The organism is Campylobacter sp. TJR-1, assembly GCF_032840035.1.
GTDB lineage: Bacteria > Campylobacterota > Campylobacteria > Campylobacterales > Campylobacteraceae > Campylobacter > Campylobacter fetus.
Map to the genome: position 1 here is coordinate 21327 of NZ_JAWIZX010000005.1, position 24782 is coordinate 46108.

Here is a 24782-nt window from a genome sequence, read left to right on the forward strand (position 1 = left end):
TCCAAAGCAGACTGTTTTGATATATGCGGAACATAATACCAAGGGCAAATTTGCCTAAATTTTCATTAATTCCGTTATTTAGTACTTTTTGCTAGATAGGCTTTGATAGTGTATTTTACTTTTAATTCATCTAAGCCTGAGATTTTATCTTCTATCATTTTTAATATCTCATTCCACTTAGACCCCCCCCCAGCTTGCGCTTGTATATCATTTACACTTTGCCAAGCTCCTATATAGCGTTCTTTACTCATATTTTCTATATAAGGCATCGCCATGTACATACAATCTTTGAAATCTTTTGTGCTTTGTATAACTTCTATCCAATTTTTACTGTTTTGAGTGCCTGAGCTAACACGATTTAGATTTGGTAGTATATTTTTTATCTCGCACTCTATCTCATCAAAAACGGTTCCTTTTTCTATCTCTCTAGGATTCCATAGCGCACAAAAATATCCATCTTTTTTAAGTACGCGTTTAAACTCAGGAAGACTAAGAGTAGGGTCGGTCCAGTGAAAACTGCTAGCCATAAATAGTATATCTGCGCTATCGTTTTGTAGCTTTGTATCTTCACCGCTTCCTTTTATCCAAGTTACGTTTTCTACGGTTTTTTGTCCTATATCTCTCATCTCATCGTTTGGCTCTACTGCGACTATTTTTGCTTTTGGCGCTAACTCTTTTAAAATAGCAGTTAATTTTCCTGTTCCGGCTCCTACTTCTGCGATACAAAAATCATCTTTGAAATTCGCACATTTTAATATATTTTTGATAAGTTCATAGTTGTAAGCCGGTCTATTGTGATAGAACTTTGCTACTTCGCTAAAATCTCCTTGTTTCAATACTAATCCTTTAATTTAACGGTTAATTATTTTGTAATTTTTCACTTTTTTGACGTTTTAGTAAAGTTAATATTTTATCTAAATTCGCCTGCAAATTTGAAAAATCTGAACTGTCCAGCGTAATATCGGCATTTGGCTCATCATACTTGATATCTACGCCGACTACGTTTTTTATCTGTTTGCTAAGCGCACCGGTATAAAGCCCTTTTTGATCGCGTTTTACTAGTTCCTCAAATTCACATTTTAAATAAATTTCGATATATTTTTCATCTAAGCGTCGGTTGAAATTATAATTTTGCTCAAACATAGAAATAGCAGTGCAGATTACCGTAAATCCTTGTTTTGATAGCGCATTTGCGAGTCTTGCTTTTTGCATTGCGATTTTGATACGAGAATCTTTATCATAATTAACGCTTCCAAATACCTCTCTAAATTCGTCACCATCTATATAAATGGAGTTTTGCAGTCGATTACGCAACTCTTTTGCCAAAGTCGTTTTTCCGCTGCCTGCTAATCCCATTATCCAGATAATCACCGGTTCTCCTTTGTTTTTTATACTATTTTATGGTTTTATTTTATCAAGTATAAACTGAGCAATAGCTTCACTTGAGTGCCCAAGGTTGTAAATTTCACTATTTCTGTAGTTTAAAATACGCTCCTTCCATTCATCTAAATTTAGATTTTCTATGTTTTGTATCAGTTCATCTGCGGTTCTAGATACTATATGCAAGTTTTTATCTGCCAAACTCAGTGTTTTACCATTTATGGTTTCTATTTCAAATTTATCTCCCATTATATCTGTTGGATAAAATAACAAACAAGGTCTAAGCGTGGTAAACGGAAAACTAAATATGGTTGATGAATAGTCCCCTATAGCGCACATAGATTTTTGTAGAGTTTGGTTGGATATTTTTGGATCGGTATCGTAGGTAAAGTTTTTGCGACCTAAAAAGTGGTTTTTTATTTCTAAATTGTCGCTATTGTTTTCAAAGGTCGGGACAGGGCGAAATATAATTTCATATCCTAAATTTAAAAGTTTGTCCATAACTTCAATGATTTTTTCGTACGCTTTAGAATGTCTAAATAGCACCAAAACACACTTTTGAGGATTATTCGGAATGTATGATTTTATCTGTTCATCAATACTCGGATAGCCTAAGTTTAAAAGTTTAGCTTTGCTATTTAGGGCATTAAAGCATTTGTGATCGCTTTTCATCATCGCCACGTAGTAGCAATCCACTGCACTGCCAAAAGTATCTATACTCTCTTGACTCTCTTGTTTTGAGATATCGCAAATTTTATGCGTGAAAATAAAACTTCTAAGCATGGTAAGATGATGCGAAAATACCATTGCAAATGAGTTTTTATGAGTAAAACATACGTTTTGATAGCTTAGATTTACGCTTGAAAGAACGATTTTAAATTTATAGTATTTTAGAGAGTTGGTCGGTATCAAAATGTTTGAAAGCCCCATAAATCCTTTGTCGTTTTTATAATTTTGTATGTAGCTATTTACTATGAAGATATTTACTTTATTTTTTAACAAAATATCAAAAATACTGCCGTAGTGTCTATTTTTAAATAGCGCTGTAGTAAGGATCGCCACGCTATTTTCTAAGTTTATATTTTCAAATTTTAAAAGTTCATCTGCTATAAACTCAAATCCGTCAGCCCATTTTATATTTAGATTTTCTAAATTTGAAATGAGTTTTTTTCTAACGGCTCTAGTCTTATGTGAGCAACTATCGCAAGCCAAAAGAACAGGGCTATTTTGCTCTATACCCCCCCCCATTGTCTTTTATGAATTTTAAATTTGATTCTAAACTCATAGACTCTTTAAAATCATCCAAAAAAGTATATGAATGGCCTAACAGATCAAGATTGTGAGCGAGCATTTTTGAATGTCCGCCGTTTGGATATATGAAATAGTGCATTTGTCTCCTTTAATCTAATAAATTTTTTCTTAGTTTTAACTGCTTTAGATGATAGTTTTGTATGAATTTATAATTTGTGATAGTCGGATCAATTTATCTCCTTTGAGTGATTTAGTATAAATTCAGCTATAAATTCACTGGAATTTCCTAAATTATATACTTCATTTTGTCTATAATCTTTGATTTTTTCTTTCTCTTGTAAATAGTTTTTATCATTTTTCATATTTTCTAAATACAGTATAATTTCATCAAAATTTGTAGCTTTTAGATGCAAATTTTCATCAAAAAAAGTCTTATTGTTTATGCCTTTAGTAAAGTTTTCTTTAGGCATGAATAAAATTGCTTTTCTAAGAGTTGTAAGCGGATAAGTATGAGCCAAGCTAGAGTGATTAGTTATTATCGTAAAAGATATATTAAATGATTTTATTATATTTTCATTTATGTCTAAAATAAAATTTTTATTATTTGGTTTTGGCAATGAATCGTATTCTTCATTTGGATGCGGTCTGTAAATGACTTTATATCCGAGATCAAGTAGCTTACTGATAAGATCGTTTCTAGCTGGAGTTAGAAAATCGTCTATCCGTGGAGCTACTAAAATCCACTCTTTTAAAATCTCATTATCGCTATATTCATCTAGGTTTTTATCAAGGCTAGGATATCCTGCTTGGATTACCTCATAATCTGCTTTTAAGGCATTTTCTACCATAAAATTTTTCTTACATGAACTAAAAATATAGTTTAAATTTTGCTCTTTATAATATTTTTTATAAAATGCTTCATCGCTATACATGCCAAATACAAATGGAGCAGCGTAAATATGTTCCACGCAAAAATATATACTATTCTTATTAGCTTTTATACCGGCAAAAAGAGTTAGCACATTGGGCAAAAAATCTATAAATTCAAAAAGCCTATAAGGAACTGCGATTTCTATATTTCTACCTTCAAATTTCTCTTTATATGGATATATATAGACGATATTTTTATTTATAAGTTTGTTTTCTAGTAAATATGGTATTTTATAAAGATGTTTATTTTGAGCGAAGGAAATCAAATATACCCCCCCCCATATGTTTTTTGGCATATGCTGTTTATAAAACCCATTTAAACGTTTTCCTAATTCTCTTTTTGTATCGCTTATTATTTTATTCCAAATTTCTTTGTAATGCAGTGAAAATTTGTTATAAAATGCATCTATGGCATTAATTACTTTGCAATTTTTTTTCATTATTTCATTCGCACTTGTATTTTTAAATTGAGAAATTAGATTTGCACAATATAACACTCCGTTTTGGTTTTTAATATTTAGATTGTCTACTTTGGATTTTAAATTTGTATATCCGTCCGAAATGCTGATTAAAATTTCATCATTTGTATCCAATTTAAAATCGCTTAATTTGTGATGTTTTACATTATCATCTATAAAGTTATGCTTGATATCAAATATCGTTAAAATTTCCGCTACGCTTTTACCAAAGCCACCGTATGGGTATATATAAATCAAATTTTCTCCTTATTTTTGATAAAATGTTTTGACAATCCTGACATATTTAACATATCATCATACACGTAAACTTCATCAAAAAATTGTTTCATAAATTCGTAGTTATTTTTGCCTATAAATCCATATGCGTATATCAAAATTCTCATTTTATCTCCTTTATAAATTTGTTATAAACTCAGCTATAAATTTGCTCGAGTTTTTTATATTATATATCTCATCATTTCTATAATCTAAAATTTTCTTTTCCCACTCTTCTAAATTTAGATTTTGCACGGCATCTAAAACTTCATTACCCGTCTTTGCTACTATGTGCAATCTATCGTCGTTAAATTTATATATTTTATTATTTATTTTTTCTTCTAAGCATTTTTGTAAAATGGTATCTGGATAAAATAGTATTGCTGGGCGAAGGTTTGTAATCGGCAAAGTATAGGCAAAAGAAGAATAATCAGTTACGATACATATCATTTTGCTCAGTGTGTCCATAGAAAATTTACTCTGCTTTATGCCTTTGTAATTCATATCTATTGTAAAATTTTCTATGTTTTCAAACTCAGAAGCAAAATCTTGAAATTCTTTATGACCGCAGTCTTGAGGATGGGGTCTAAAATGCAGCTTATATCCTAAATTTAATAGTTTTGAAGCAACTGGTTTTAGCAGATGCAAAACTCTTTTGCTTCTAGTTGCAAGAAGAATAGTGTCTGGCGTCTGTTTTTTAATCGCTTCATAGTTTTTTATATTTTCATCAAGAGGCGGATAACCGGCTTTTATAAATTTATTTGTCTCGTATCCATAAAGCTCTTTAAAATAATCCATGGCCATTTGATAATTTGTTTTTGATGAGACGAGTATGTACGGCATATTCTCGTTTATGTTGAATTTAATAGCGCATTTTTTATATTTGCTATTTATATCATCGTATGCTAAATAACCGTTTGGAAATGTGTATGCATGAGCCATTACGATAATCTTATGATTGAGAGAAAGTAAAATTTTACCATCAGAAGTTTTATTAGTTGTAGATAGTATAATCTGCAAGCTGTTAAGATATTTTATATGTTCAAAAGGCATAGCGAATGTATTGTTTAAAGATTTGTTATTATTTAATTCGTCATAGGTAGAAAAAATATAAACGATATTTAATTTGCCCGATATACTGTTAAGATATAAGCTTGAGTATCGTTTGTCTACCCTTCCATACATATGCAAACCAAGAGTTTTATTTTTAGGATTTGTAGCGCTTTTTATATATGAATTTAGCTCATCCATGATATATATAAAACCATCTTCGCATGCCAAACCAAGGTTTTCCACTTTCGTTCTTAGTTTATCTTTTAGCTCTATAGACTCTTGACAAAGTGAGTCACAAGCTAGAAGTATCGGATTACTCATCGACCCCCCCCCATTGTCTTTTATGAATTTTAAATTTGATTCTAAACTCATAGACTCTTTAAAATCATCCAAAAAAGTATATGAATGGCCTAACAGATCAAGATTGTGAGCGAGCATTTTTGAATGTCCGCCGTTTGGATATATGAAATAATGTTTTGTCATCTGTTTTCCTTGATTTTTCGTGTTATAAACTCAGCTATAAATTTGCTCGAGTTTTGGTAATTATACATTTCATCTTTTATATATTTATCTACTAGACTATTATCAAACTCAAAAGCTTTTCTAGCGGATTTAACCATATCTCCATTATATAAAATATGTAGTCTTTTGTCAAAAAAACTGATATCTTCATATTTTTGCGTCTGTTGTACGCATAAAATAACTGGATTTTTAAACGTTATCGCATACGTATAAGATAGACTCGAAGTATCGCTAAAACAGCAAAAAGTACTATTGGTGAGAGGATTTACGACATTTTTGTTATCGTCATAAAAGAAGTTTGGATGATTTTCTAATTCTTTTTTTAAATTTAAAAACTCTTTGTCAAAAATTTGAGCAGGATGAGGTCGCAAAATAACTTGAAATTTATTTAATAATTTTTCTACCTGCACTTTAAATGTATATAAAAATTCTGTATTATTTATAGCCAAGAGTATTTTATTTTTTGGATCTTGAGTTTTTGAATTTAAGTTGGGTAATAGATCAAACATAGGATATCCGGCTTTTAAACATCGATTTTTAAAAGCAGTTTTTAGAATTTTATAGTTAGATTTTGTGCTTGCGCAGACAATCAGATTGTTATTTCTAGCTAGTTTGTTAAAAAAATGTTCATCAAGAGGTCGTTTTCTCTGCGCCAAACTAGCAATCGGGTATATAAAAGCATGTGGAACTATGAGCTTTTTATGTGAACTTTTCAGTGACATACAAACCGTGTGGGTAGATATGAAAATTTTGCAGATATTCGTATTTAACATATAGTAAAACGGTGCTATAATCGGGTTTAAATTTTTAAACATACCCCCCCCCGAAGCGTCATTTTCATCTACAAAATAAGCTATTTTCAACCCGTTTTGTTTCATAAATTTATCTATATTGCCAAGATGTTTCGAGTTCGCAAACGAGCTTAAAAAATATATGACGTCCGGTTTTTCGCCTAGCATTTTTATATAGTAGCTGCTTAGTTTTGAGACCAAGCTTTCTAAGTTTGCATCTAGCATTTTATATGCATTTGATCTATTTTTAAAAAACGAGATAAAAAATAGGGCAAGTCGTAAAACGCTTGATTTCAGCAGATAATTAATATCATTTAGCTCATTTAAATTTAAAATTTTATTAAAAAATGAGCTTATAAATGTTGTAAAATCATATCTTTTAAAGCCTTTTGCATTATCAAAAAGCTTTTTAAAAAGAACTTTATCAAAACAAGATATCAATATAAAGCTGTTTTTATTAGGTGAGATTTTACTTATCTCGTGACCTGGTATATTGTCATCCAAAATACTTATAAATTCAGCTTTTAAACCATATTTATCTATAAGCTCAGTGAGTATATATTTAGCATAAAAAGCATCTTCATTGTTTGGATAGATGTAAATTTTATTCAATAGTTAAACCTTCTATCTCTTTTGCGATTGCTTCTGAGCTTTTTCCAAGATTATAAATTACCGTTTTTAGATAGTTTTTTATCTTTTTGGTATCGGCATATTTTGCTTCTTGAACGGCTTTTAATCCAGTATCTAGATCATACGCTATTAAATGCAAATTTTTATTATAAAATGGATTGCTTGATTTTAAGTAATATTTTTTTGGATCAAAGATTAAAGCTGGTCTATTTGTGGCAAATGCGAATGTAAATAGCATCGATCCATAATCGCTAATTAGTAAAAAACAGTTTAGTAATTCATCCATATCTACAACGTCTTTACGGTCTATTATAAAATTAGTATATTTTTTAAATTTTGATATAAAATTTGTATTTAGATTATTACTAATGTGTTGTGGTTTGGGTCGGAATATTATAGTTTCGTTGTTGTCTAATAGACTTTTTATGAGAGGCTCTATGCTTTCATATATAAGCGCATTGTTATCTATGCTTAAAAATATATTTTTAGGATTTTTCGGTATATTTTTTATCTGAGATAATTTACAATCCAAACTCGGATACCCAACTTTAGCTAGTTTAACCTTGTATTTATCAAGCCCGTACTTTTTTAAATATTCTAAAGCTATAGTGCTGCTGATGCTTAATGTACATTCAAGTTTTTTAAAACATTCCGGGTTCATTCCGCTCAAAAAAGCATGACTGATAAAGAACTTTTTTGAGTTACCTCTTGTAAATACTCCTGCACTTGGCGTTACAAAAACTTTACAAATCGATAAATGATGCAGTATATGCCACGGCAAACAAACTTTAGGATTTAAACTTTTGTACTCATCCGGACAGCTTCCATCAATGCTGCTTATGCAGTAAATTATTTTTAAATTTAATTTATTTATATTGTCAGCGATACCATAAGTATGGCTTTTGTAATCTCTTTTGTGATATAAAATTCCCACGTCAAATATCTTTTTACCCATTTTATTTATGTAGTGGCTGTTTATTTTATTTAAGGCATTATCGCAAATATGCATAAGTTTTTTAAATTTAGGCTTTTTGGGCTGGAAAATTTCACTAAAGAATAGGCTTATTTGTAGGGCTTTATTAAACGCTAAATCCTCATCTTTATAGTCATCTATATTATCTTTTTTAAGGGTACTTAAGAGAAGTTTTATTGTAAATAGATGCGCATTTTTCAAATTTATATTTTTCAAATTCGGTTTTTTATCTATATATAGTATAAAAGCTGTTTTATCTATAATTTCACTAGATTTATTTATATATCCCAGCAATATTATATTATTATAAATATCGCTAAGCCATTTTAAGACATAATGTAGATTTTGTTCATAATATCCGTTTTTGTAGATATAGACTTTTATAGCCATATAATCCCTATTTTACCGTCATCTTTACTATTTTTATTTTGTTTTATAACATCCCATGCTCTAGTCATATTTCTATTATAATTTATATCATCGAATGCTATTACTGAGCCTTCATTCATAAATGGTAAAATTTGTTCAAAATACCCTATAGTAGCATTTTTATCGTGATGACCATCTATAAATGCAAAGTCTATTTTGTCTATTTTTAGAAGCAGTTTAGGCAAAGTGTCGCTAAATTTACCTACAACTATTTTTATATCGTTAAATTTAAAAAAATCAAAGTTTTCTTTAGCAAAATTCGCTAAGTTCAGATCTCCTTCAAGAGTATAAATACTTGCTTTATTAAACGCAGCTTTAAATAAAATACTAGAAAATCCAAGACAGCATCCAAGCTCCAAAATGATCTTTGGTTTTAAATCTCTAATTGTGTCAAAAAGCAGTTTTGCATTCTCATTTTTTACACCGATATATGCAAAATCTTTTAGTGTTTTTGTGCATTTCACACCTATATCCATCATTTCAGGACTTCTATTTTCATCTCTTGCCCCGGCACCATAATCATTAAACACAAACTCATCGGCGCGAACAAAAAGCTCGTCTCTCCTAGCATTTATTTGTTGCAAAATATCTTCAAATAGAGTCATCTAAAATAGCCTTTGAAATTTGATCTATATTGAATTGCATATCACCAAATATCGCCTTAGATGTTTCATTTCTTTTAGACGTTATGCTAAGTGCGATATTTACTAGTTCATTTACCGAATCCGCTTTTTGCATAAGACCCTTATCCATCAGCCATTTATCGTAGTGGCTTATAAAACTTCTAGTTGATATCGTAGGCGTTCCAAAGTAGCAGCTTTCTGAGTTAAGTGTTCCGCCTCCGCCTATGAAAAGATCACTAAATGCCAGCAGATGCTGAACTTCTATCTTTTTATCGATCACGCAAGCATACGGAAACATATCTTTTAAAGGCAGACTTTCGTAACGGGGAATTATAATTATATTTGCATTTATTTTATCTTTTATACTATCTAATCCGTCATAAAGTATAGGAAATTTTGCTTTTACATATGATGCTTTAAACTCCTCTTCTCTTACTACGATAGTTGGTAAATTTATATCAAGTCCATGCGAATTTAAAAAATTATCAAAAAATTCTCTATCTGGCTTAAAATCTTTTAACCACGCTACGACATCTAAAAACGGATATTCAAAAATCTGTTTATCCTCAAGCCCAAATCGCAAAAATATCTCGTTTGGTACCATAAATGGACGAAATGCACGATTTGATAGAGGTAAAGTAAGACGAGCTTGAGGAAGAGCTTTTGTAAAGTCTGTGTTATAGTCAGATAGCGGAATATCATAAAAATTTATTATCGGAATACCAAGCCCAAATGCTACGCGGTTAGCATCTACGCTACAAAGGCAGACTAATTTTTCTATATTTTTCTCTGCTATAAACTCCATAAGTTCATTTTGCCTATTTAAACTAGCTTTTAGTTTTCCATGCAGACTTTCACCACCAAAGCCTCCTCGATTTGTGAATTTAATACCATGCAGCCTTAAAAGTGCCGCTACTTCATCATATCCCAAACTTTCTCTAGCGGTGATTAATACTTCGCGCCCCATGCTTTCAAATTTTTTTATAAGCGGTTTAAAAAACATAACCGATTTTGGAGTAACAAGATCAAACCATATCATATTTTGTACCTTTTTTTTAGCCAAATAGCAAGATGTAAAAGTGTCCATAAATGCTGTTTAAATCTACCGCCAATGGCTTTTTGGTAGAGTATTTTAACAAAATCTTCATTAAATAAAGGTATAAATTTATTTATGCTTAAAATTTCATTTACTATATTATCACCCATTTCGTCTATTACCCACTCTATAAATGGAGAGCTAAAACCTTTTTTCTTGCGTTCTATAGTCTCTTTTGGAAGATAATTGTATGCGATAGATTTTAGAATTTCTTTATTTGTTGTTTTAAATTTGATCCTATCTGGTATGCTAAGACTAAATTTGACTAAGTTTATATCGAGAAACGGTGAGCGAATTTCAAGAGAATTTGCCATGCTGGCTCGATCGATTTTAGTAGTTAAAACCTCACTAACCCATATTTTAAAATCAATATAACTCATCTGTTTTAGACCATCATAGCCGTTTTTATAATAAGAAAGTTGTTCGTAAATAGTTTGATTTTTCAACAAGTTTTCTTTTTGGTATTTCGTAAAAACCTCTCCGGCTGAGCCGTAAATAGGCAAGTTTAACTCTTTTCTGCGCAGGTATTCATAATCTTTACTGATAAGCGGATAACTCTCTTTGTTGAGATTTTTTTGGTAAAACTCAAGAACTCTAAAATATAGATCATATCCCATAAAACACTCATCGCTACCCTCGCCACTCAATGCTACTTTGTATCCATTTTCATGTATTTTTTTGCTCAAAAAATATGTCGGGATAGTCGCAGAGTCAGCCAAAGGCTCATCAACAAAATCGTAAAATTTCTCAAATATATCAAAAAAATCTTTTTTCCCAAGCTCGATTCTATGATGATTAGAACCTATATATTTGGCTACGTTATTTGCCCAGCTTGTCTCATCGTAAGTCTTGTACTCATTAAATCCAAGGCTAAATGTATCAAAATTATTGCCGTACTCTTTTGCATATAGAGCACATAGAAGTGAGCTATCAAGTCCTCCTGAGAGCAAAAACGATACAGGAACATCACTTCTAAGTCGAATTTCAAGTGAAGTTTTAAGTAAATTTAAAACTTTATTTTTAGCTTCATCAAAATTTATATTTTGCGTTTTAATGTCATCTAACGTTTCAAATTTATAACTATTTAACTCGCCGTTTTTGTATGTAAATGCGCTTCCTGCTTCTATCTTAAATATATTTTTATAAAAAGTTTGTGTTTTAGTTGGACTCATAAAACTAAGATAGCTATCAATCGCATCCAAATTTGGCTCCGGAGTAAAATCAAGCAGTTCTAAAATAGCATTTATACGGCTGGAAAATATAAAATTCCCGCCATAATTATAATAAAACAGAGGTTTTTTACCGAATGTATCTCTGGCACCAAAAAAGCTATTATCGCGCTCATCGTATATCACAAAAGCAAACATTCCATTTAGTTTATTTAAAAATCCTTTTCCATACTTTTGATACATATGAAGCAAGATTTGCGTATCGCTTGTAATACTTATATTTTCACTATTTGCCAATTCTTTGTAGTTGTAAATTTCACCGTTAAAAACTATGGTTAAGTTATCTTTTTTCATCGGCTGAGATCCGCAAGAGCTAAGGTCGATTATACTAAGTCTTGTGTGACCTAAAGTAGCATTTTTTGCTCTGTAAATTCCGCTGTTATCAGGACCTCTGTCTTTGAGTAAATTCAGAGCCTTTTGCAAGTTTTTGTTTTTAGAATTTATACCGATTATTCCGCACATTTTAAGACTTTGGCTATTAAATTTTCGTATTGTTGCATTGTAGTTTTTATATCGAATTCCTTTACTTTTTCCCACTGTTTAGTTTCTAAATCGTTTAAAATTTGAGGCGAGTTTAAAATTTCTTTTAATTTTAATGATAATGCAGCTATATCGCCTTTTTTTATCAAATCATTTTTATCAAATATCTCATCTGCGCCGTCATAATCATACGCCAAAACGGCTTTTTTTGCAGCCATTATCTCTAAAACCGAGTTTGAAAATCCTTCATAATAGCTTGGCATTATCGCCATTTTGCACTCATTTATGTAGTCTTTTGGGTTGATAAAACCTGTTAATTTCACTCTGTTTTCTAAATTTAGACTTTGGATTAAGCTTTGCAGCTCTAGCTTTAGTACACCGTCACCTATTATAAAAAGGTCCTCTTTTATATCGTCTTTTATGAGTGAGTAAGCTTTTATAAGATCTTTTTGACCTTTTTGAGGATGTAGACGACCTAAGTTTATGATGAAGTTCTTCTTAGGATTGTTTATTTTTGGATTTATAGTAATTCCATTGTAAATATGATAAGCTTTTATACCTAAATCCATCAACTCTTTTTGTATAAATTTGCTTACGCATATGACATAATCGGCATTTGAATAGAGATTTTTTATATTTTTTATATAGAAATTTTTATCTAAAAGATGAATTTTGTTGTCATAATTACCTGAAAAACTAACTCTCGAAGAGATAACCTTTTTGCATTTAAATTTAGTTTTTAAAGCGATTATATTATTATAATCCTCAAATGATATAAGCAAATCCGGTTTTAATTTTGATAGTATTTTATCAAGTTCATTGGTTCTGTATTCAATAAGCCACTGCCCGATACTAGACTTATTAATATCTATTTTTACGCTATTTATCTTTAAAATATTTTCAAATTTATAAAATTCGTCTTTGTCGCTTTCGCATAAAATAATAACTATTTTAAATATATTTTTAAAATGATTCGCTAATGTTATAACCGATTTTTGAACGCCTCCAGCACTTAGATTTTGCGTAAATATAGCTACGGTTCTCATATGCCGCAAACCGCATAAATTTCGGCCGAATTTCTTGGAAGCAGTGAGCTAAGTGAGCTTAAGGCATCTTTAAATTCCGGCTTAAATGCTGTAAGTTGAGAATCGGTAAGCGGTTTTAGCTGTACTCCTTCCATACTGATTAGTTTTAACCCTGATTTTAAAATATCGCTTTTTAAAGTATCAAAGTCATACACTTTTTCATGGCCGCTTGAAATATCGTTTTCATTGAATTCATAAGGAGAATTTAAAAAACCCATTTTTACACCGATTAGCCTATGTAAGGAAAGCGCATTTGGAACTACAATGTGTAAAAATCCATCCGAACTTAGCCAATTTTTAATGATAGATAGCAGCTCACTACCATCTTTTATATGTTCTAAACTATCAGTGAGTAGTATATCGCTATATAAATTTTGCGGCTTGAAATCTTGCCAAAGAGATTTTATAAATTTAGCTTTTTTAAGATACGGATCTTCTTCTATCAGATGTGAAATTTTGTCATTCATATCCACTATATCGAGATTTTCACTCCATCTAGCCAAGATCGCCGATGTAGCAGCTCCGTCACTGCCTAGCTCTAGAACATTTTTGCCCTTGAAGTTTTTTAGTATCATTTCATAGGCGTATTTTTTTGTACGTAAGTACTCGCAGTAGGCGGGTCTTGAGCTATGTTTTTTCATATATTCGGTGATGCAAATTTCTAAAATTTCTCTTTTATCCACTACTTTTCCTTTAACTTTTCTAATATAAAATTCGCTATAAACTCACTTGAATGCCCGAGATTATAAACACTTTTATCACGGTAAATTTCTAAACTTTTTTCATTGCTACTTTGCATAAGATCCGCTATATTTTCCACTAAGCTCTCTTTAGTAAAGCATTCTATTTGATAAGAAGTATCTGGCCAGCTCACGCTATACCCCCCCCCATTAAAATATCTGCCAAATGGAGCAAAAATAACACTTTTTCTAAGATATGTTAGAGAAAAAGTGTGAGATATGCTAGATAGATCGCTTACTAAAACTTTTGTTTTGTTTAGAATATCGTAATTTGTCATATCGTCTATTAACAGATTAAATTTTAATTTTAATTTATTCAGCTTTTGCATCATATTATGATTTTTATAGTATGCGTGATATCGGAGCGCAACTTTTAAATTTCGCTTTTTGAGATCATTTAAAATCCATTCCAGGTCGCTATGATTTAATAAATCATCTAAAAAACTATAAGCGAATAGAACTATATCTGCATTTTTGCTTGTTTTTTTATTTGCAATATTAAAATCAAGACTAGGATATCCGGCTTTTACTACTTTTTGTAATTGGTCAAAACTATCATTTAAATTATCTTTTAAAATCTCATTTTCCAAATTTGAGCTAATAAATATATAATCCAAATCTCTAAAATATACGTTTTGTATATACTGTTTATAGCTATCGTTACTTCTGAAAAATCTAGTTGCTACTAAAAATGGGTGAAAAGAGTGTGGTAAAAATGCTACAGTACTTTTATAAGTGCGAAAACTAGGGTAGTTGAGAGTAAGTATAAAGTCGCTATTTGATACTAGTTCAGTAAGTACGCTAGGCACTATTAGACCGTTTTTTATGGAGTCTTTATTTGTTTCGTAATCTTTTTGCGAGTTAAATATATATAAAATATCTATGAATTTATTATCAATATTTCCTAGATGCTTGTTTTTTTTGCTAAAGCATAAATTTATACTTAGTTTTCTTTTTGGTAAAGGAGATTTGAAAGATTTAAATTTGGAGTCAAAACTTGTATGTAAAATCGTCAATATTTGATTATTTAAAAACATTGAGTAAGTTATGTAAAACTCGTCAAATAGTGTTATAACAGGATTTGGCTTGAGTTTGATAATGTTTTGCTCTTCTATAAACTCAAGCTTCGTATTTTTAAGATTATTTGCTATAAATTTGGCAAAATACAAAAAAGCGTTTTCGTAGTTTGTTATACCACATTTTTTTACGTTTTTTTCTAAAATATCATATATTTCACCATTGCAAATTAATAAAAGATTATCTTTTATATTTTTTTGCATAGATATTAAGCTAGTTTTTGGATCGCTATCATCAATAGCTGTAAACTCAAACTCAAATTCTTTCAGCATTGAAATTAATTTTTTAGTGTAGTAACCGTTGGGATATATATAGATCATTTAAATATTCCTAACAGTGTTTTTTCAAAGTTTTCTATACTAAATTTAGTTAAATTAGGATTAAATTTAGTAGAGTTTTCATTTAATTTTCTTATAGAGTTGCTAAGAGATGTTATATCTTTACACGGCACATAGCAGGCATCTAAATTGTAAATTTCTCTATTTTGCGGGATATCGCTAAGAATAGCTGGAACACCAAGCGCGTAGCTTTCTAAAACGGAGTTTGATGAGCCTTCAAATAGACTTGTTTGAATGAAAAATTTTGCATTTGCAAGATATGTTATTACGTTTTTTTTGTATCCTAAAAATTCTATATTCGCTCCTTTGGCTAGTTCTAATAGAGAATTTTTCAGATCGCCTTCTCCAAGAATTATCAATTTTAGGTCTTTACAGTTTGCTTTTTTAAATGCTTTTATCATAGTTTCGTAGTCTTTTTCTTTGCTTAATCTTCCTACTGCTAAAGCGTAATTTTTATTTAAATTTAGATTGTTTTCTATATGTTTTGGTAATATTATAGGATTATTGAGTAATAATGGGTTTTTTATCCCAAATTCAAGTAGTTCTTTTTGACATTCGATACTGTTTGCTACTACTTTATCTGCTCTAGAAAGGCTGAGTTTAGCTAAGTCTAAATTTAGCTCTTTCAAAGCAAAGCTTTGAGATATGAAAGAGAGCTTGTTACGCACAAAACAGATCAGTTTTTGGTCTGTTTTGTGCGTAACAAGCTCTCTTGACTCAAGAGCTTGCTTCGCATTTGCGTTTTTGCTAACGCAAAAACAGTTTAGTTCAATAGCCAATGCAACATAATAAGTTGTGATAAAATCTATAAATGTACAAACTATATCAAATTCACGCATCAAATTTCTTAATTTTTCTAATATAATAAATGAGTTCGGAAGTAGTTTATCATCTTCATTTAATACGTAATGCACTCTAAACTCGCTAAAATCAAGCTCTTCATTTGATCGTTTGAGTACTATTAGTTCAGTTTCAAATCCATTTTTTTTAAGTGTTTGCATAGCGATTTTTAGTACTTTTTGAGCGCCGCCTCCACCTTTTATAAGGTCGATTACAAATAGCACTTTTTTGCCGTTTTTTATCATATGTTCCACCTTTTTTTCCACATCAAAAATAGTAAAATATGCCAAATTTTAGCAAAATTTACTCTCTTTTTATCTCTAAAATCTTGAACTAAATTTAAAATATATTGCTTATCAAAAAAATCTTGATTTGTTAAATATTCATCTAAAAGATATCCCAAATCAGTATGAAACCACTCTTCAATAGGAAGAGCAAATCCCATTTTTGGTCTCATTACAAGCTCTTTTGGAAGATGTTTTAAAAGATATGCTTTAAATAAAGCTTTATTTTTACGTAAATTAGGATCTGCTTTTATCATAAAATCCACAAATTTATAGCTCAAAAGCGGCTCTCTCACTTCTAAGCTCACGCTCATTGCCGCGCGATCGGTTTTAACAAAAATATCATCACTTAAATATGTTGAAATATCACTAAAACTCATACTTTCATATTCATTTTCTAGTTCAAACTCACTTAGGTTGGGTTCATTTGAAATTCCTAAAAGTTTTGCTTCGTCATTTTTAAAATGTCTAAATTCAAGAGCATATAATTCCATGAATTTATTGGTTTTAAAACTATCTTTAATACGGTAATATCTGTCCACACCTAATGTTTTTGAATTTAACTCAAATGCTTTTTTTAAAAGAGGGTAGGGCAAATTTAAAAATATATGTTTTAAAAACGAGAATTTTTTATAAAATTTATATCGTTGATAATTTAAATCATACCTTGCATAGCCAAAGTTTATCTCATCTCCGCCATCGCTAGATAGCGCAACCTTTGATAAACTCCTTGCTTTTTGGCATAAAAATAGAGTAGGTATCGCCGAACTATCTCCAAAAGGCTCATCATATACGCTTGGTAGTTGTAAAATTATATCTTTGGCGATTTTTGGAGTAAGAGTGTAATTTATGTGCTCCAAACCTAAGTTTTTTGCAACTGCGGCAGCATAATCGCTCTCATTGAATTTATCGGATTCAAATCCTATTGAAATAGTTTTAAACTTAAATCCGTTTTTAGCCAACACCGTAGCCGTAACACTACTATCAAGACCACCGCTTAAAAATGAGCTAAACTCGACGTCGCTTATTGTTCGTGATATGATGCTGTTTTCTAGTTCATTTTCAAATTTAGTTAAATCGACACTTTTTTTAGTATTGAATTTAGATCGCAAGTCGTAGTATTTTGTGATTTTTAACTCTTTTTTTACGTTGGAAAACTCTAAGAAATGTGCAGGGGGCAGCTTTTTTATAAATTTAAAAATACTTTGTTCGCCTGGCATATATCCTGAGTTTAGATAGTGTGAGAAAGCTGTTTGATCTATACTTTTATCAAAGTTATCGTAAGCAAAAAATGCTTTTAACTCACTTGCAAATATAAATTTATCATCTTTAAAATAGTAATAAAGAGGTTTCACGCCTAGTCTGTCTCTAGCTAGAAATATGCTTTTTTCAAATTTGTCATAAATACAAAATGCAAACATTCCATCAAGTTTATCTAAGCAACTTTTACCCCATTTGCTATATGCTGCTAGCAAAACCAATGTGTCGCTGTTTTTAAATTTATCATCTAATTCAAGATCTCGCGCGATCTCTTTGTAATTGTAAATTTCTCCGTTAAAACAGAGTACGAAACGCTCATTTTGCACCGGTTGATCTGCATTATGGCTAAGGTCTATTATGGCTAATCTATTATGAGAAAGTGCAAAATTTTGATCAAAATAAAACCTAGCTTCATTTTCACCGCCATTTCTTAAGGCATAGGCAATTTGTTTGATCTTGTCTTTTAAATCTGTAGCAAAACCGCCCGCTATTCTACACATTTTTACTCTTAAATACAAACTCATTGCAGCCGGTTCCTACTTGTTTTAGATACACAAAATATTTATAAAAAAAGCTTTTTGGATAGATCGGCTCACGGTATTTTGTAGGAGCAAATTTTGTGCATTCAAAACCTAGTTTACCCCAAAAATCATTAATTTCATTAGCAGTTGCGGGCTCATAAGGATATCCGCCCAACCAGTCGATAACATCTGTAATTTTATGCATTCCTCTGCTTTTGTCTTTCATATTTAGTCCGCGTCCTTTTCTGATATCTTCAAATGTTAAAAATATCGTATAAGCGCTTACCATAAGGAATTTCATAATTATATTCGTACTATTATAAAATTTTTTTATTTTTAACCAAAAAGGACTAGCTTCTGTTTTATTATAAATTGCTATGTATGCCATACCCCCCCCCTAATTTGGCTAAGTTTGCAGCATTTAACATAGCCGAGTTTAGATCATCGGTATGATGTAAAACTCCCCATGAATATACTATAATTTGTTCATTTTTTAATGCTAATTCTAAATTTTTTAAAAAATTTAAATCCAAAATGGAGCCTTGTAAAATATCCCAATTTGTGCTATCGGGAGCAAATTTTTGCTTACATAAATTTGCTGCTTGTACTGAGTTAAGGTCCATGTCAAAACTTATAACTTTTTTTGCCCCCAACCTTAATGCGCAAAGTGAAAACAGACCGCTTCCGCATCCGATATCTATAAAAATTTTATTTTTAAATTCGCTATTAGAAATAAATTTAGTTAGTGAATTTGATGCGTTTTGGATAATATCCTCATTTAATATATATTTTACATATCTAAGCCAGTTTTTTCCAAATGAAAACGTTTTTTTCATAGTGAATCATCCTTTTCGTGCAGAGTTAAAACTTTGCCTTTGTATGGTTGCAGATTGTTTATTAAATCGCTCATGAGTTTCGGTTTTCCGGTAGCTATAAATACAAAATCCGGCTCTAAACCGCTTTTCAAAAATTCAGCGCAACTCATGGAATTAGCGTCATCTATAAATCCCAAGCACTCCAAACCTTGTTTTATAAACTGCTCTTTTATCTGTTTCCCCCATTCGTTTTGGCAGTATATCATAAATGTTTTTGAGTTTTTTATAATGTCATTTCTTTCCTCGTATGTGTATAATTTTGAGTTTAATTTATGATATGTTTCGTCAAATGAGGGTTGAAATTCTAAAGCAAATTCATTTGCTACTTTTTTTGCATTTTGCATAAAATTATCTGTATCTTTAAAATCAATTAAAATTTTATCTAGTACATCTTTGCTTGAATAATTTGTAAGACCTGTTAAAAATTGACTTTTATCTTCAAAAATTTGATTCCAAAATCTTATAAAATCATTTTTATTAAAAATATTATTATATATGGCATTTTTCATACATAAACTAGCTATTGCAATAATCCAATTAAATATGTTTGTATATTTTCTTCTATTTCCCGCATGAGATTCAAATATGTATTTTGCGCCGTTTGCATATCCAAATGTTGCAAATCTATAATATTTATGATATGGTACCTCGCAAACTTCTCCGTTTTGTATCTTATAAAAGTCGTTTCTTATATAAAAATCCGTTTTTACTACTATGCTTACCTTGAGTTTTAAAAAATTTATATCATCTGCTTGTAAATTTGAAAAGAAATTTTTACTATAAGTATTTGGCTCATAAGTAACGATTCCACCATAACTATAGGCAGAATCAACGGATATGATATCTGGATCAAATTTAATTAACTTCGAGCATCTGAACAAAAAATTATCGCTTATATAATCATCATCTGCTATACCTATTATATAATCATATTTGTGTAATTTATTTTTTACAATAAAATTCATCAATATAACACCTTGGGAATGGTTCTTTTCAAATCTTATATATTTAAATCTGCTATCTTTGGTATATTCTTTGACTATTTCACTTGTATCATCGTTAGAGCAGTCATCTAAAATTAAAACTTCGTATTGAGTAAATGTTTGAGCTAATATGCTATTTAAACATCGTTTTAGAACACCGGATCTGTTATAAGTAGAAACTAAAATGGAGAACATTTACATACCTTTATTTATTATATCTATAATTTTATATAAATTTATATTTTCCATGCAAAATTTATCTTCATCGCATAATTTTTTATAGCATGGCATTAATGGGCATTTGTATTCTGGTAAAATAACTGTACATCCGCTATAAAAAAATATATCTTTATATCCTGTAGGCCCAAACAGAGCTATTACTCTTTTGTCTAATGCCATAGCTATGTGCATTCCAAGGCTATCTTGCGTTATGATAGTTTCGCATGAGTTTATCCATTCAATATACTCTTTTAAATTTTCTTTTCCTTCTTGCCAGGAAAAATTTATATTTAGCTTATTAAGAATATTTGCTAATTCATTCCATTTTATTAAACTCATAGCTTTTGTCGGCCATTTACTACCTACTAAATAATTAAGCCCAACTTCGTGCAAAATACCATTTTTTGGTTTATAACCAAGATTATACTTTTGGTTTTGCCATTTTAAACCAAGCATATCAAATATAAGTTCCTGCCAAACTCTGCAGCTACCGCTTTCTTTTATATATTTTAAAATTTTATCGTTTTTCGGACTTATATTTAAGCAGTTATTTTCTTTGATAAATCCAACTATTTGTTTAGATTTTATACGTTTTAGCAGCTCAAAAATTTCATCGAATTTCTCCAAATTTATAACCACATCAAACTCGCCGCTAAATTTATCATTATAAATTATTGTTTCACTTAAAAATTTAGCGCCGTTTATAAGCGTAAAAGCCTCTTGGCTAGTTAGCCAACTGATCTTTGCATTATTATATTTTTGATGCAGAGCTTCTATGATAGGAGTTGCTCTTAGCACGTCTCCTAAACTAACCACGCGCGAATTGTCGTCTATAAATGTTTCTGAGTACCCAAGCTTTATGATAAGAATTTTCATAAGCTTACTTTATGTGTTAATTTTTTTTCCATATATTAGTATACTTTAATTTCAATTAAAAATTTATAGTATATCGTTCAATAGATATATTTTTTAATGTTTTAGTCTGATTATTTCATCTATAAAATTTGCTATTTTTTTAGACGTACTGTCTTGAGAGTCTATATCGTTATAAATATTTTTGGATCTAAAAGACGATATATCGCTTTTAAAGATATCTTGATTATTGTATATTTTTTTTATTAATTCAATACATTCGCTTGGATTTTTGGCATGAATTTGAATAGGATTTCTTACAATTTCATCAATATTTTGATAAAAATTAGACTCATCATCTATATATATGATAGCTGGTTTTAGCGTTGTAAGCGGAAATGTGTGAGCCATGGAACTCACATCTGATATTATAGTCGTAACTTTTGATTTTAGTTCATTTGAGAATTTTACAGTACTATCAAATATAAAATTTCTATCATTTTCATACTTATTTTTAATATATATTGAAATACTATGTTCTTTTAAAACAGGATGAGGTCTAAAATATACCTCTATATCTTTTTGCAAAAGAGCGTCTATAAGTTTGATAATGGAATTTGGATTTTCATATGTAATGATGTTGAACGATAATAATACGACTTTTTTCTCTGTTTTTTTGAAATCTCCGTAAGATAATATGCTTTGTTCTAGACTCGGATTTCCAAACTTAAGTAGCTTGTGTGACATATCTTCGCTTCCAAATATCTCTTTTGAGAGATTTTGTATATAATCATAGTCTTGTTTTGATGAAATGACTATAAAGTCGGAGTTCATAATATACCTAAATGATTGTAATTTGTACAATTTTAAGTTTATGAATTTATTATCATATAAAGAGATAGTGTGTTCTATAAAAATAGTAGTTACATCCGGAGAAAATATTTCAGCATTTTCTTGTATGGCTATGCTAAATGAATTTAGATATTTAAATATCTCTCTTTCATAAAGCCACACTACCCATTCGTTTTGTATTTGATCTTTTGAGTCGTTAATTTGTTGTTCGCTAGAAGCAAAGAAAAATAGCTTATACCCCCCCCCTACGTAAATAAGCAAGTACATTTCCTCGGTGTTTATTTCCGGCAGGACCTGCTAATATTACCCCGATATTTTTATTCATAGGGCTAATTGCAAGTATAAATTTATTTAAAATATCAGCCGCAAATTTTATTCCATTTGTATATTTCAAATCAAATTTAGTGCATTTTTTTGCTATATCAAAGTAGTATTTTTGCGATGATATGAGAACTATTCCATCTTGCATTTCTTTATGGTTGTTCTTTACAAATTCATCATTTACTTCTATAAATTCTTTATCAAAACCTGTTTTTTCAAGTATTCTTTTTATATCTTGTCCAACTTTACCGTTTGGGTATATGTAATGTTTCATATATTTTTTGTTCTCTTTAATTTGAAAATTTATCTTTAAATTTATAAACTATTTCTTGCTTTGAATATATTTTTTTATTTTTTTTCTGCTTCCATAATGAAATTCTTTCTAGGCTATCTTCATCATAATTTGTTAAAGTATTATAATAATTTTCTTTATTATAATACTTTTTAAATAACGGATGACCATTTTTTACAAAAGCTGCATTTGACTTAGTAAATGGCATGCTAACTAATTCATTTATAGTGTGATACTTTAATCCTGATTTTTTGCATTGTTCAATACCGCTTTTTATTATATTTTTGTCATATGATGTTATAAAAACAGCTCTGTTATCTTTTATGCTAGATATTTTGCTATATATCTCATTCTTATCATCGCAAATAATATAGTTATTGAAGTAGGTACTAAATATTTGACTATGATTCCCACCCGGATATAGAGCTATTTTATCATATTTTTGTTTTATTTTATCTGCTATATCGTCTTTTATTTGGTTGATATCAAAATGCCAAGGATGTACTATAAATAAAGGTGAAAACCCATGATTATACAAAGCTTCAAATGCTATATTTGTATCTCGCAAGACTGTACCCCCGAAGCATTGCACAAAGAATATACCATCATTTTTTAGAATATTGTTTATAATACTTAAATAATCATTAAGTGCTCTAGTTGAAAATTCAACTAGGTTGGCATTTGACATAACCATATCGAATTCCTCTTTTTTAGAGTAAACTTTAGCTAGTTTCCAGTATGGAAAATGGCTGACCCCCCCCCAATATTTTTTATTTCTACGTAGTCTTTATTTGTTTCGTTTAAACTGGAGAAATAGTTATTGTTTTGCTTTTCAAACACTTCTTCTTTAAATTTATCTTTAAATAAATAAAAATTTATAGCACTTTGAAGTATATAGAAGCTTTCGCAAGCTTCAATTTGAGTATAGTTTTCTAAATTATGAGCAAAAAAACTAAATGCTCCTGCTCCACTGCCAATTTCCAGTAAACTTTTTAAATTTGGATCTAAATTAAATAACTTCTTTTTTATACTAAATGCACTTATCATAGTATCAAGGGGTAAAAAGTGATCTTTTTGTGGATAGGCATTTCTTTGATAATCAATATGTGATTTTAATGCATGTAAAAACTCATTTAACTCATCTTCGTTAAATCCTCCAAATTCTTGCATATATTCATCAAAAAGCGAATCATTCATTGAGTCCATCATCATATAGGTTTGTTGAAAATTATTTATTCTAACTGGAAAACCGGTTTTTTCAAATACATCTAAATTGTTTGTTTCATATATCATCCAGTTTGGGCAATTTGTTTTTGCAGCATTCTCTTGTTCTCTATAATAACCTATATCTAGCATTTTTACATCCTTTAATCTATTTTTTGAGCTATGAAGCTAGTCGAAGCTGAATTAAATTTTCTCCACTCTTCAAATTGCCATTCGACCCCCCCCCGCTTATTTGTTCTTTGAATTCTTCAAAGGCTTTTCTTTGTCCTTTATTTGGATTTGCTCTATATAAATCCCAATCATCAAATGCTATAATTGTGCCGTCTTGAAGAAAATTAGATTGCGCTATAAAATTAAGCACTGTTTTTGAGCTAGTATAAAGGTCGCAATCTATATAAATAAGACTTGCTTTTACATCTTTATGTTTTAAATCTAACAAAAGCTCATTATTTAAACTATCTTCATAAAATCCTTTTATAGTTTGAATTTTATCTATAAATAATCCATGCTTATTTATAAGTTCCCAAAATTTTTCTTCAGATGTAGTTAAATCTCCTTTTTTGAATTGTACTCCAAGTTTGTCTATACCGTTCACTTCCGGCAGGCCTTCAAAACTATCAAAGGCAAAAAATCTCATAAATTCATAATTTTTTCTTCTTGCTTCGCTTAGTACCATTCTAAAAGTTCTTGCTTTATGGCAACCAAATTCTAGATAATCACCTTTTATTTCATTTGCACTCATAAAGTCAAAAGCGGTTGCAAAAAATTCACTTCTTCCTTTTTGTCTAATTTCATTGTTGTTGTAGTTGATTTCTGCTTGTTTGTCCCAGCTTGAAAAATCTGTTTGATAGTATTTTTCGTATATACCATCAGCATCTTTTTTAAATTCATTCATTTT

The 24782-nt window shown here is 30.0% G+C and carries 26 protein-coding genes; all 26 read right to left on the reverse strand.

The features are described 5' to 3' along the window. Positions 1–74: 74 nt before the first annotated feature. The 26 genes from RVY88_RS06205 to RVY88_RS06330 all read right to left on the reverse strand — a co-directional run bounded on the left by RVY88_RS06205 (position 75) and on the right by RVY88_RS06330 (position 24779). Positions 75–836: a class I SAM-dependent methyltransferase gene (locus RVY88_RS06205; protein WP_002850696.1), complete on the reverse strand. Its 762-nt coding sequence runs from the start codon at positions 834–836 to the stop codon at positions 75–77. A gap of 22 nt (positions 837–858) precedes the next feature. Further along, positions 859–1392, reverse strand: a complete 534-nt coding sequence (locus RVY88_RS06210) for an adenylyl-sulfate kinase (protein WP_274380338.1) — start codon at positions 1390–1392, stop codon at positions 859–861. 6 nt (positions 1393–1398) lie between these two features. Further along, entirely contained in the window at positions 1399–2628 is a 1230-nt protein-coding gene (locus RVY88_RS06215) for a hypothetical protein (RefSeq protein WP_317051278.1), read from the reverse strand. Continuing rightward, positions 2603–2770 carry a hypothetical protein gene (locus RVY88_RS06220; RefSeq protein ID WP_011732286.1) on the reverse strand — a complete coding sequence of 56 codons (168 nt, stop codon included), beginning with the start codon at positions 2768–2770 and terminating at the stop codon, positions 2603–2605. Before RVY88_RS06220 ends, RVY88_RS06215 begins: the two co-directional genes overlap by 26 nt. A gap of 88 nt (positions 2771–2858) precedes the next feature. Next, on the reverse strand, positions 2859–4277 hold the full coding sequence (locus RVY88_RS06225) for a hypothetical protein (RefSeq protein ID WP_162167498.1): 1419 nt from the start codon (positions 4275–4277) through the stop codon (positions 2859–2861). Next, on the reverse strand, positions 4274–4423 hold the full coding sequence (locus RVY88_RS06230) for a hypothetical protein (protein WP_011732284.1): 150 nt from the start codon (positions 4421–4423) through the stop codon (positions 4274–4276). Before RVY88_RS06230 ends, RVY88_RS06225 begins: the two co-directional genes overlap by 4 nt. A 10-nt stretch (positions 4424–4433) precedes the next feature. Continuing rightward, positions 4434–5831, reverse strand: a complete 1398-nt coding sequence (locus tag RVY88_RS06235) for a hypothetical protein (RefSeq protein WP_065844036.1) — start codon at positions 5829–5831, stop codon at positions 4434–4436. After that, entirely contained in the window at positions 5828–7273 is a 1446-nt protein-coding gene (locus RVY88_RS06240) for a hypothetical protein (protein WP_162167499.1), read from the reverse strand. Before RVY88_RS06240 ends, RVY88_RS06235 begins: the two co-directional genes overlap by 4 nt. Continuing rightward, positions 7266–8654 carry a hypothetical protein gene (locus tag RVY88_RS06245; protein ID WP_057040818.1) on the reverse strand — a complete coding sequence of 463 codons (1389 nt, stop codon included), beginning with the start codon at positions 8652–8654 and terminating at the stop codon, positions 7266–7268. The genes RVY88_RS06240 and RVY88_RS06245 overlap by 8 nt, the downstream gene beginning before the upstream one ends. Beyond that, entirely contained in the window at positions 8645–9298 is a 654-nt protein-coding gene (locus tag RVY88_RS06250) for an O-methyltransferase (protein ID WP_162167500.1), read from the reverse strand. The genes RVY88_RS06245 and RVY88_RS06250 overlap by 10 nt, the downstream gene beginning before the upstream one ends. Then, positions 9285–10355, reverse strand: a complete 1071-nt coding sequence (locus tag RVY88_RS06255; protein ID WP_038454205.1) for a DUF354 domain-containing protein — start codon at positions 10353–10355, stop codon at positions 9285–9287. The genes RVY88_RS06250 and RVY88_RS06255 overlap by 14 nt, the downstream gene beginning before the upstream one ends. Next, a complete protein-coding gene (gene asnB / locus RVY88_RS06260) occupies positions 10352–12103 on the reverse strand; it encodes an asparagine synthase (glutamine-hydrolyzing) (RefSeq protein ID WP_057040817.1) in 1752 nt (583 codons plus the stop codon). The genes RVY88_RS06255 and asnB (RVY88_RS06260) overlap by 4 nt, the downstream gene beginning before the upstream one ends. Continuing rightward, positions 12091–13167, reverse strand: coding sequence for a glycosyltransferase (locus RVY88_RS06265; RefSeq protein ID WP_038454200.1), 1077 nt, complete (start codon positions 13165–13167; stop codon positions 12091–12093). Before RVY88_RS06265 ends, asnB (RVY88_RS06260) begins: the two co-directional genes overlap by 13 nt. Beyond that, positions 13164–13889: a methyltransferase domain-containing protein gene (locus RVY88_RS06270; RefSeq protein WP_002850681.1), complete on the reverse strand. Its 726-nt coding sequence runs from the start codon at positions 13887–13889 to the stop codon at positions 13164–13166. Before RVY88_RS06270 ends, RVY88_RS06265 begins: the two co-directional genes overlap by 4 nt. Further along, positions 13889–15343, reverse strand: coding sequence for a hypothetical protein (locus RVY88_RS06275; protein WP_162167501.1), 1455 nt, complete (start codon positions 15341–15343; stop codon positions 13889–13891). Before RVY88_RS06275 ends, RVY88_RS06270 begins: the two co-directional genes overlap by 1 nt. Then, positions 15340–16446: a glycosyltransferase gene (locus RVY88_RS06280; RefSeq protein WP_317051279.1), complete on the reverse strand. Its 1107-nt coding sequence runs from the start codon at positions 16444–16446 to the stop codon at positions 15340–15342. The genes RVY88_RS06275 and RVY88_RS06280 overlap by 4 nt, the downstream gene beginning before the upstream one ends. After that, positions 16443–18245, reverse strand: a complete 1803-nt coding sequence (gene asnB / locus RVY88_RS06285) for an asparagine synthase (glutamine-hydrolyzing) (protein ID WP_002850679.1) — start codon at positions 18243–18245, stop codon at positions 16443–16445. Before asnB (RVY88_RS06285) ends, RVY88_RS06280 begins: the two co-directional genes overlap by 4 nt. Then, on the reverse strand, positions 18238–18654 hold the full coding sequence (locus RVY88_RS06290; RefSeq protein ID WP_224727762.1) for a hypothetical protein: 417 nt from the start codon (positions 18652–18654) through the stop codon (positions 18238–18240). Before RVY88_RS06290 ends, asnB (RVY88_RS06285) begins: the two co-directional genes overlap by 8 nt. Further along, entirely contained in the window at positions 18632–19102 is a 471-nt protein-coding gene (locus tag RVY88_RS06295; protein WP_011732274.1) for a class I SAM-dependent methyltransferase, read from the reverse strand. The genes RVY88_RS06290 and RVY88_RS06295 overlap by 23 nt, the downstream gene beginning before the upstream one ends. Next, positions 19099–20319, reverse strand: coding sequence for a glycosyltransferase family 2 protein (locus tag RVY88_RS06300; protein ID WP_162167503.1), 1221 nt, complete (start codon positions 20317–20319; stop codon positions 19099–19101). The genes RVY88_RS06295 and RVY88_RS06300 overlap by 4 nt, the downstream gene beginning before the upstream one ends. Next, positions 20320–21219, reverse strand: a complete 900-nt coding sequence (locus RVY88_RS06305; protein ID WP_162167504.1) for a glycosyltransferase family 9 protein — start codon at positions 21217–21219, stop codon at positions 20320–20322. Positions 21220–21312: 93 nt separating this feature from the next. Further along, entirely contained in the window at positions 21313–22308 is a 996-nt protein-coding gene (locus RVY88_RS06310; RefSeq protein ID WP_317051280.1) for a hypothetical protein, read from the reverse strand. Continuing rightward, a complete protein-coding gene (locus RVY88_RS06315; RefSeq protein ID WP_057040812.1) occupies positions 22280–22642 on the reverse strand; it encodes a hypothetical protein in 363 nt (120 codons plus the stop codon). The genes RVY88_RS06310 and RVY88_RS06315 overlap by 29 nt, the downstream gene beginning before the upstream one ends. A 16-nt stretch (positions 22643–22658) precedes the next feature. Continuing rightward, positions 22659–23348 carry a hypothetical protein gene (locus RVY88_RS06320; protein ID WP_317051281.1) on the reverse strand — a complete coding sequence of 230 codons (690 nt, stop codon included), beginning with the start codon at positions 23346–23348 and terminating at the stop codon, positions 22659–22661. 38 nt (positions 23349–23386) lie between these two features. After that, entirely contained in the window at positions 23387–24016 is a 630-nt protein-coding gene (locus tag RVY88_RS06325; protein WP_317051282.1) for a hypothetical protein, read from the reverse strand. A 28-nt stretch (positions 24017–24044) separates the two neighbouring features. Beyond that, positions 24045–24779, reverse strand: coding sequence for a TylF/MycF/NovP-related O-methyltransferase (locus RVY88_RS06330; protein WP_042960477.1), 735 nt, complete (start codon positions 24777–24779; stop codon positions 24045–24047). Positions 24780–24782 lie beyond the last annotated feature (3 nt).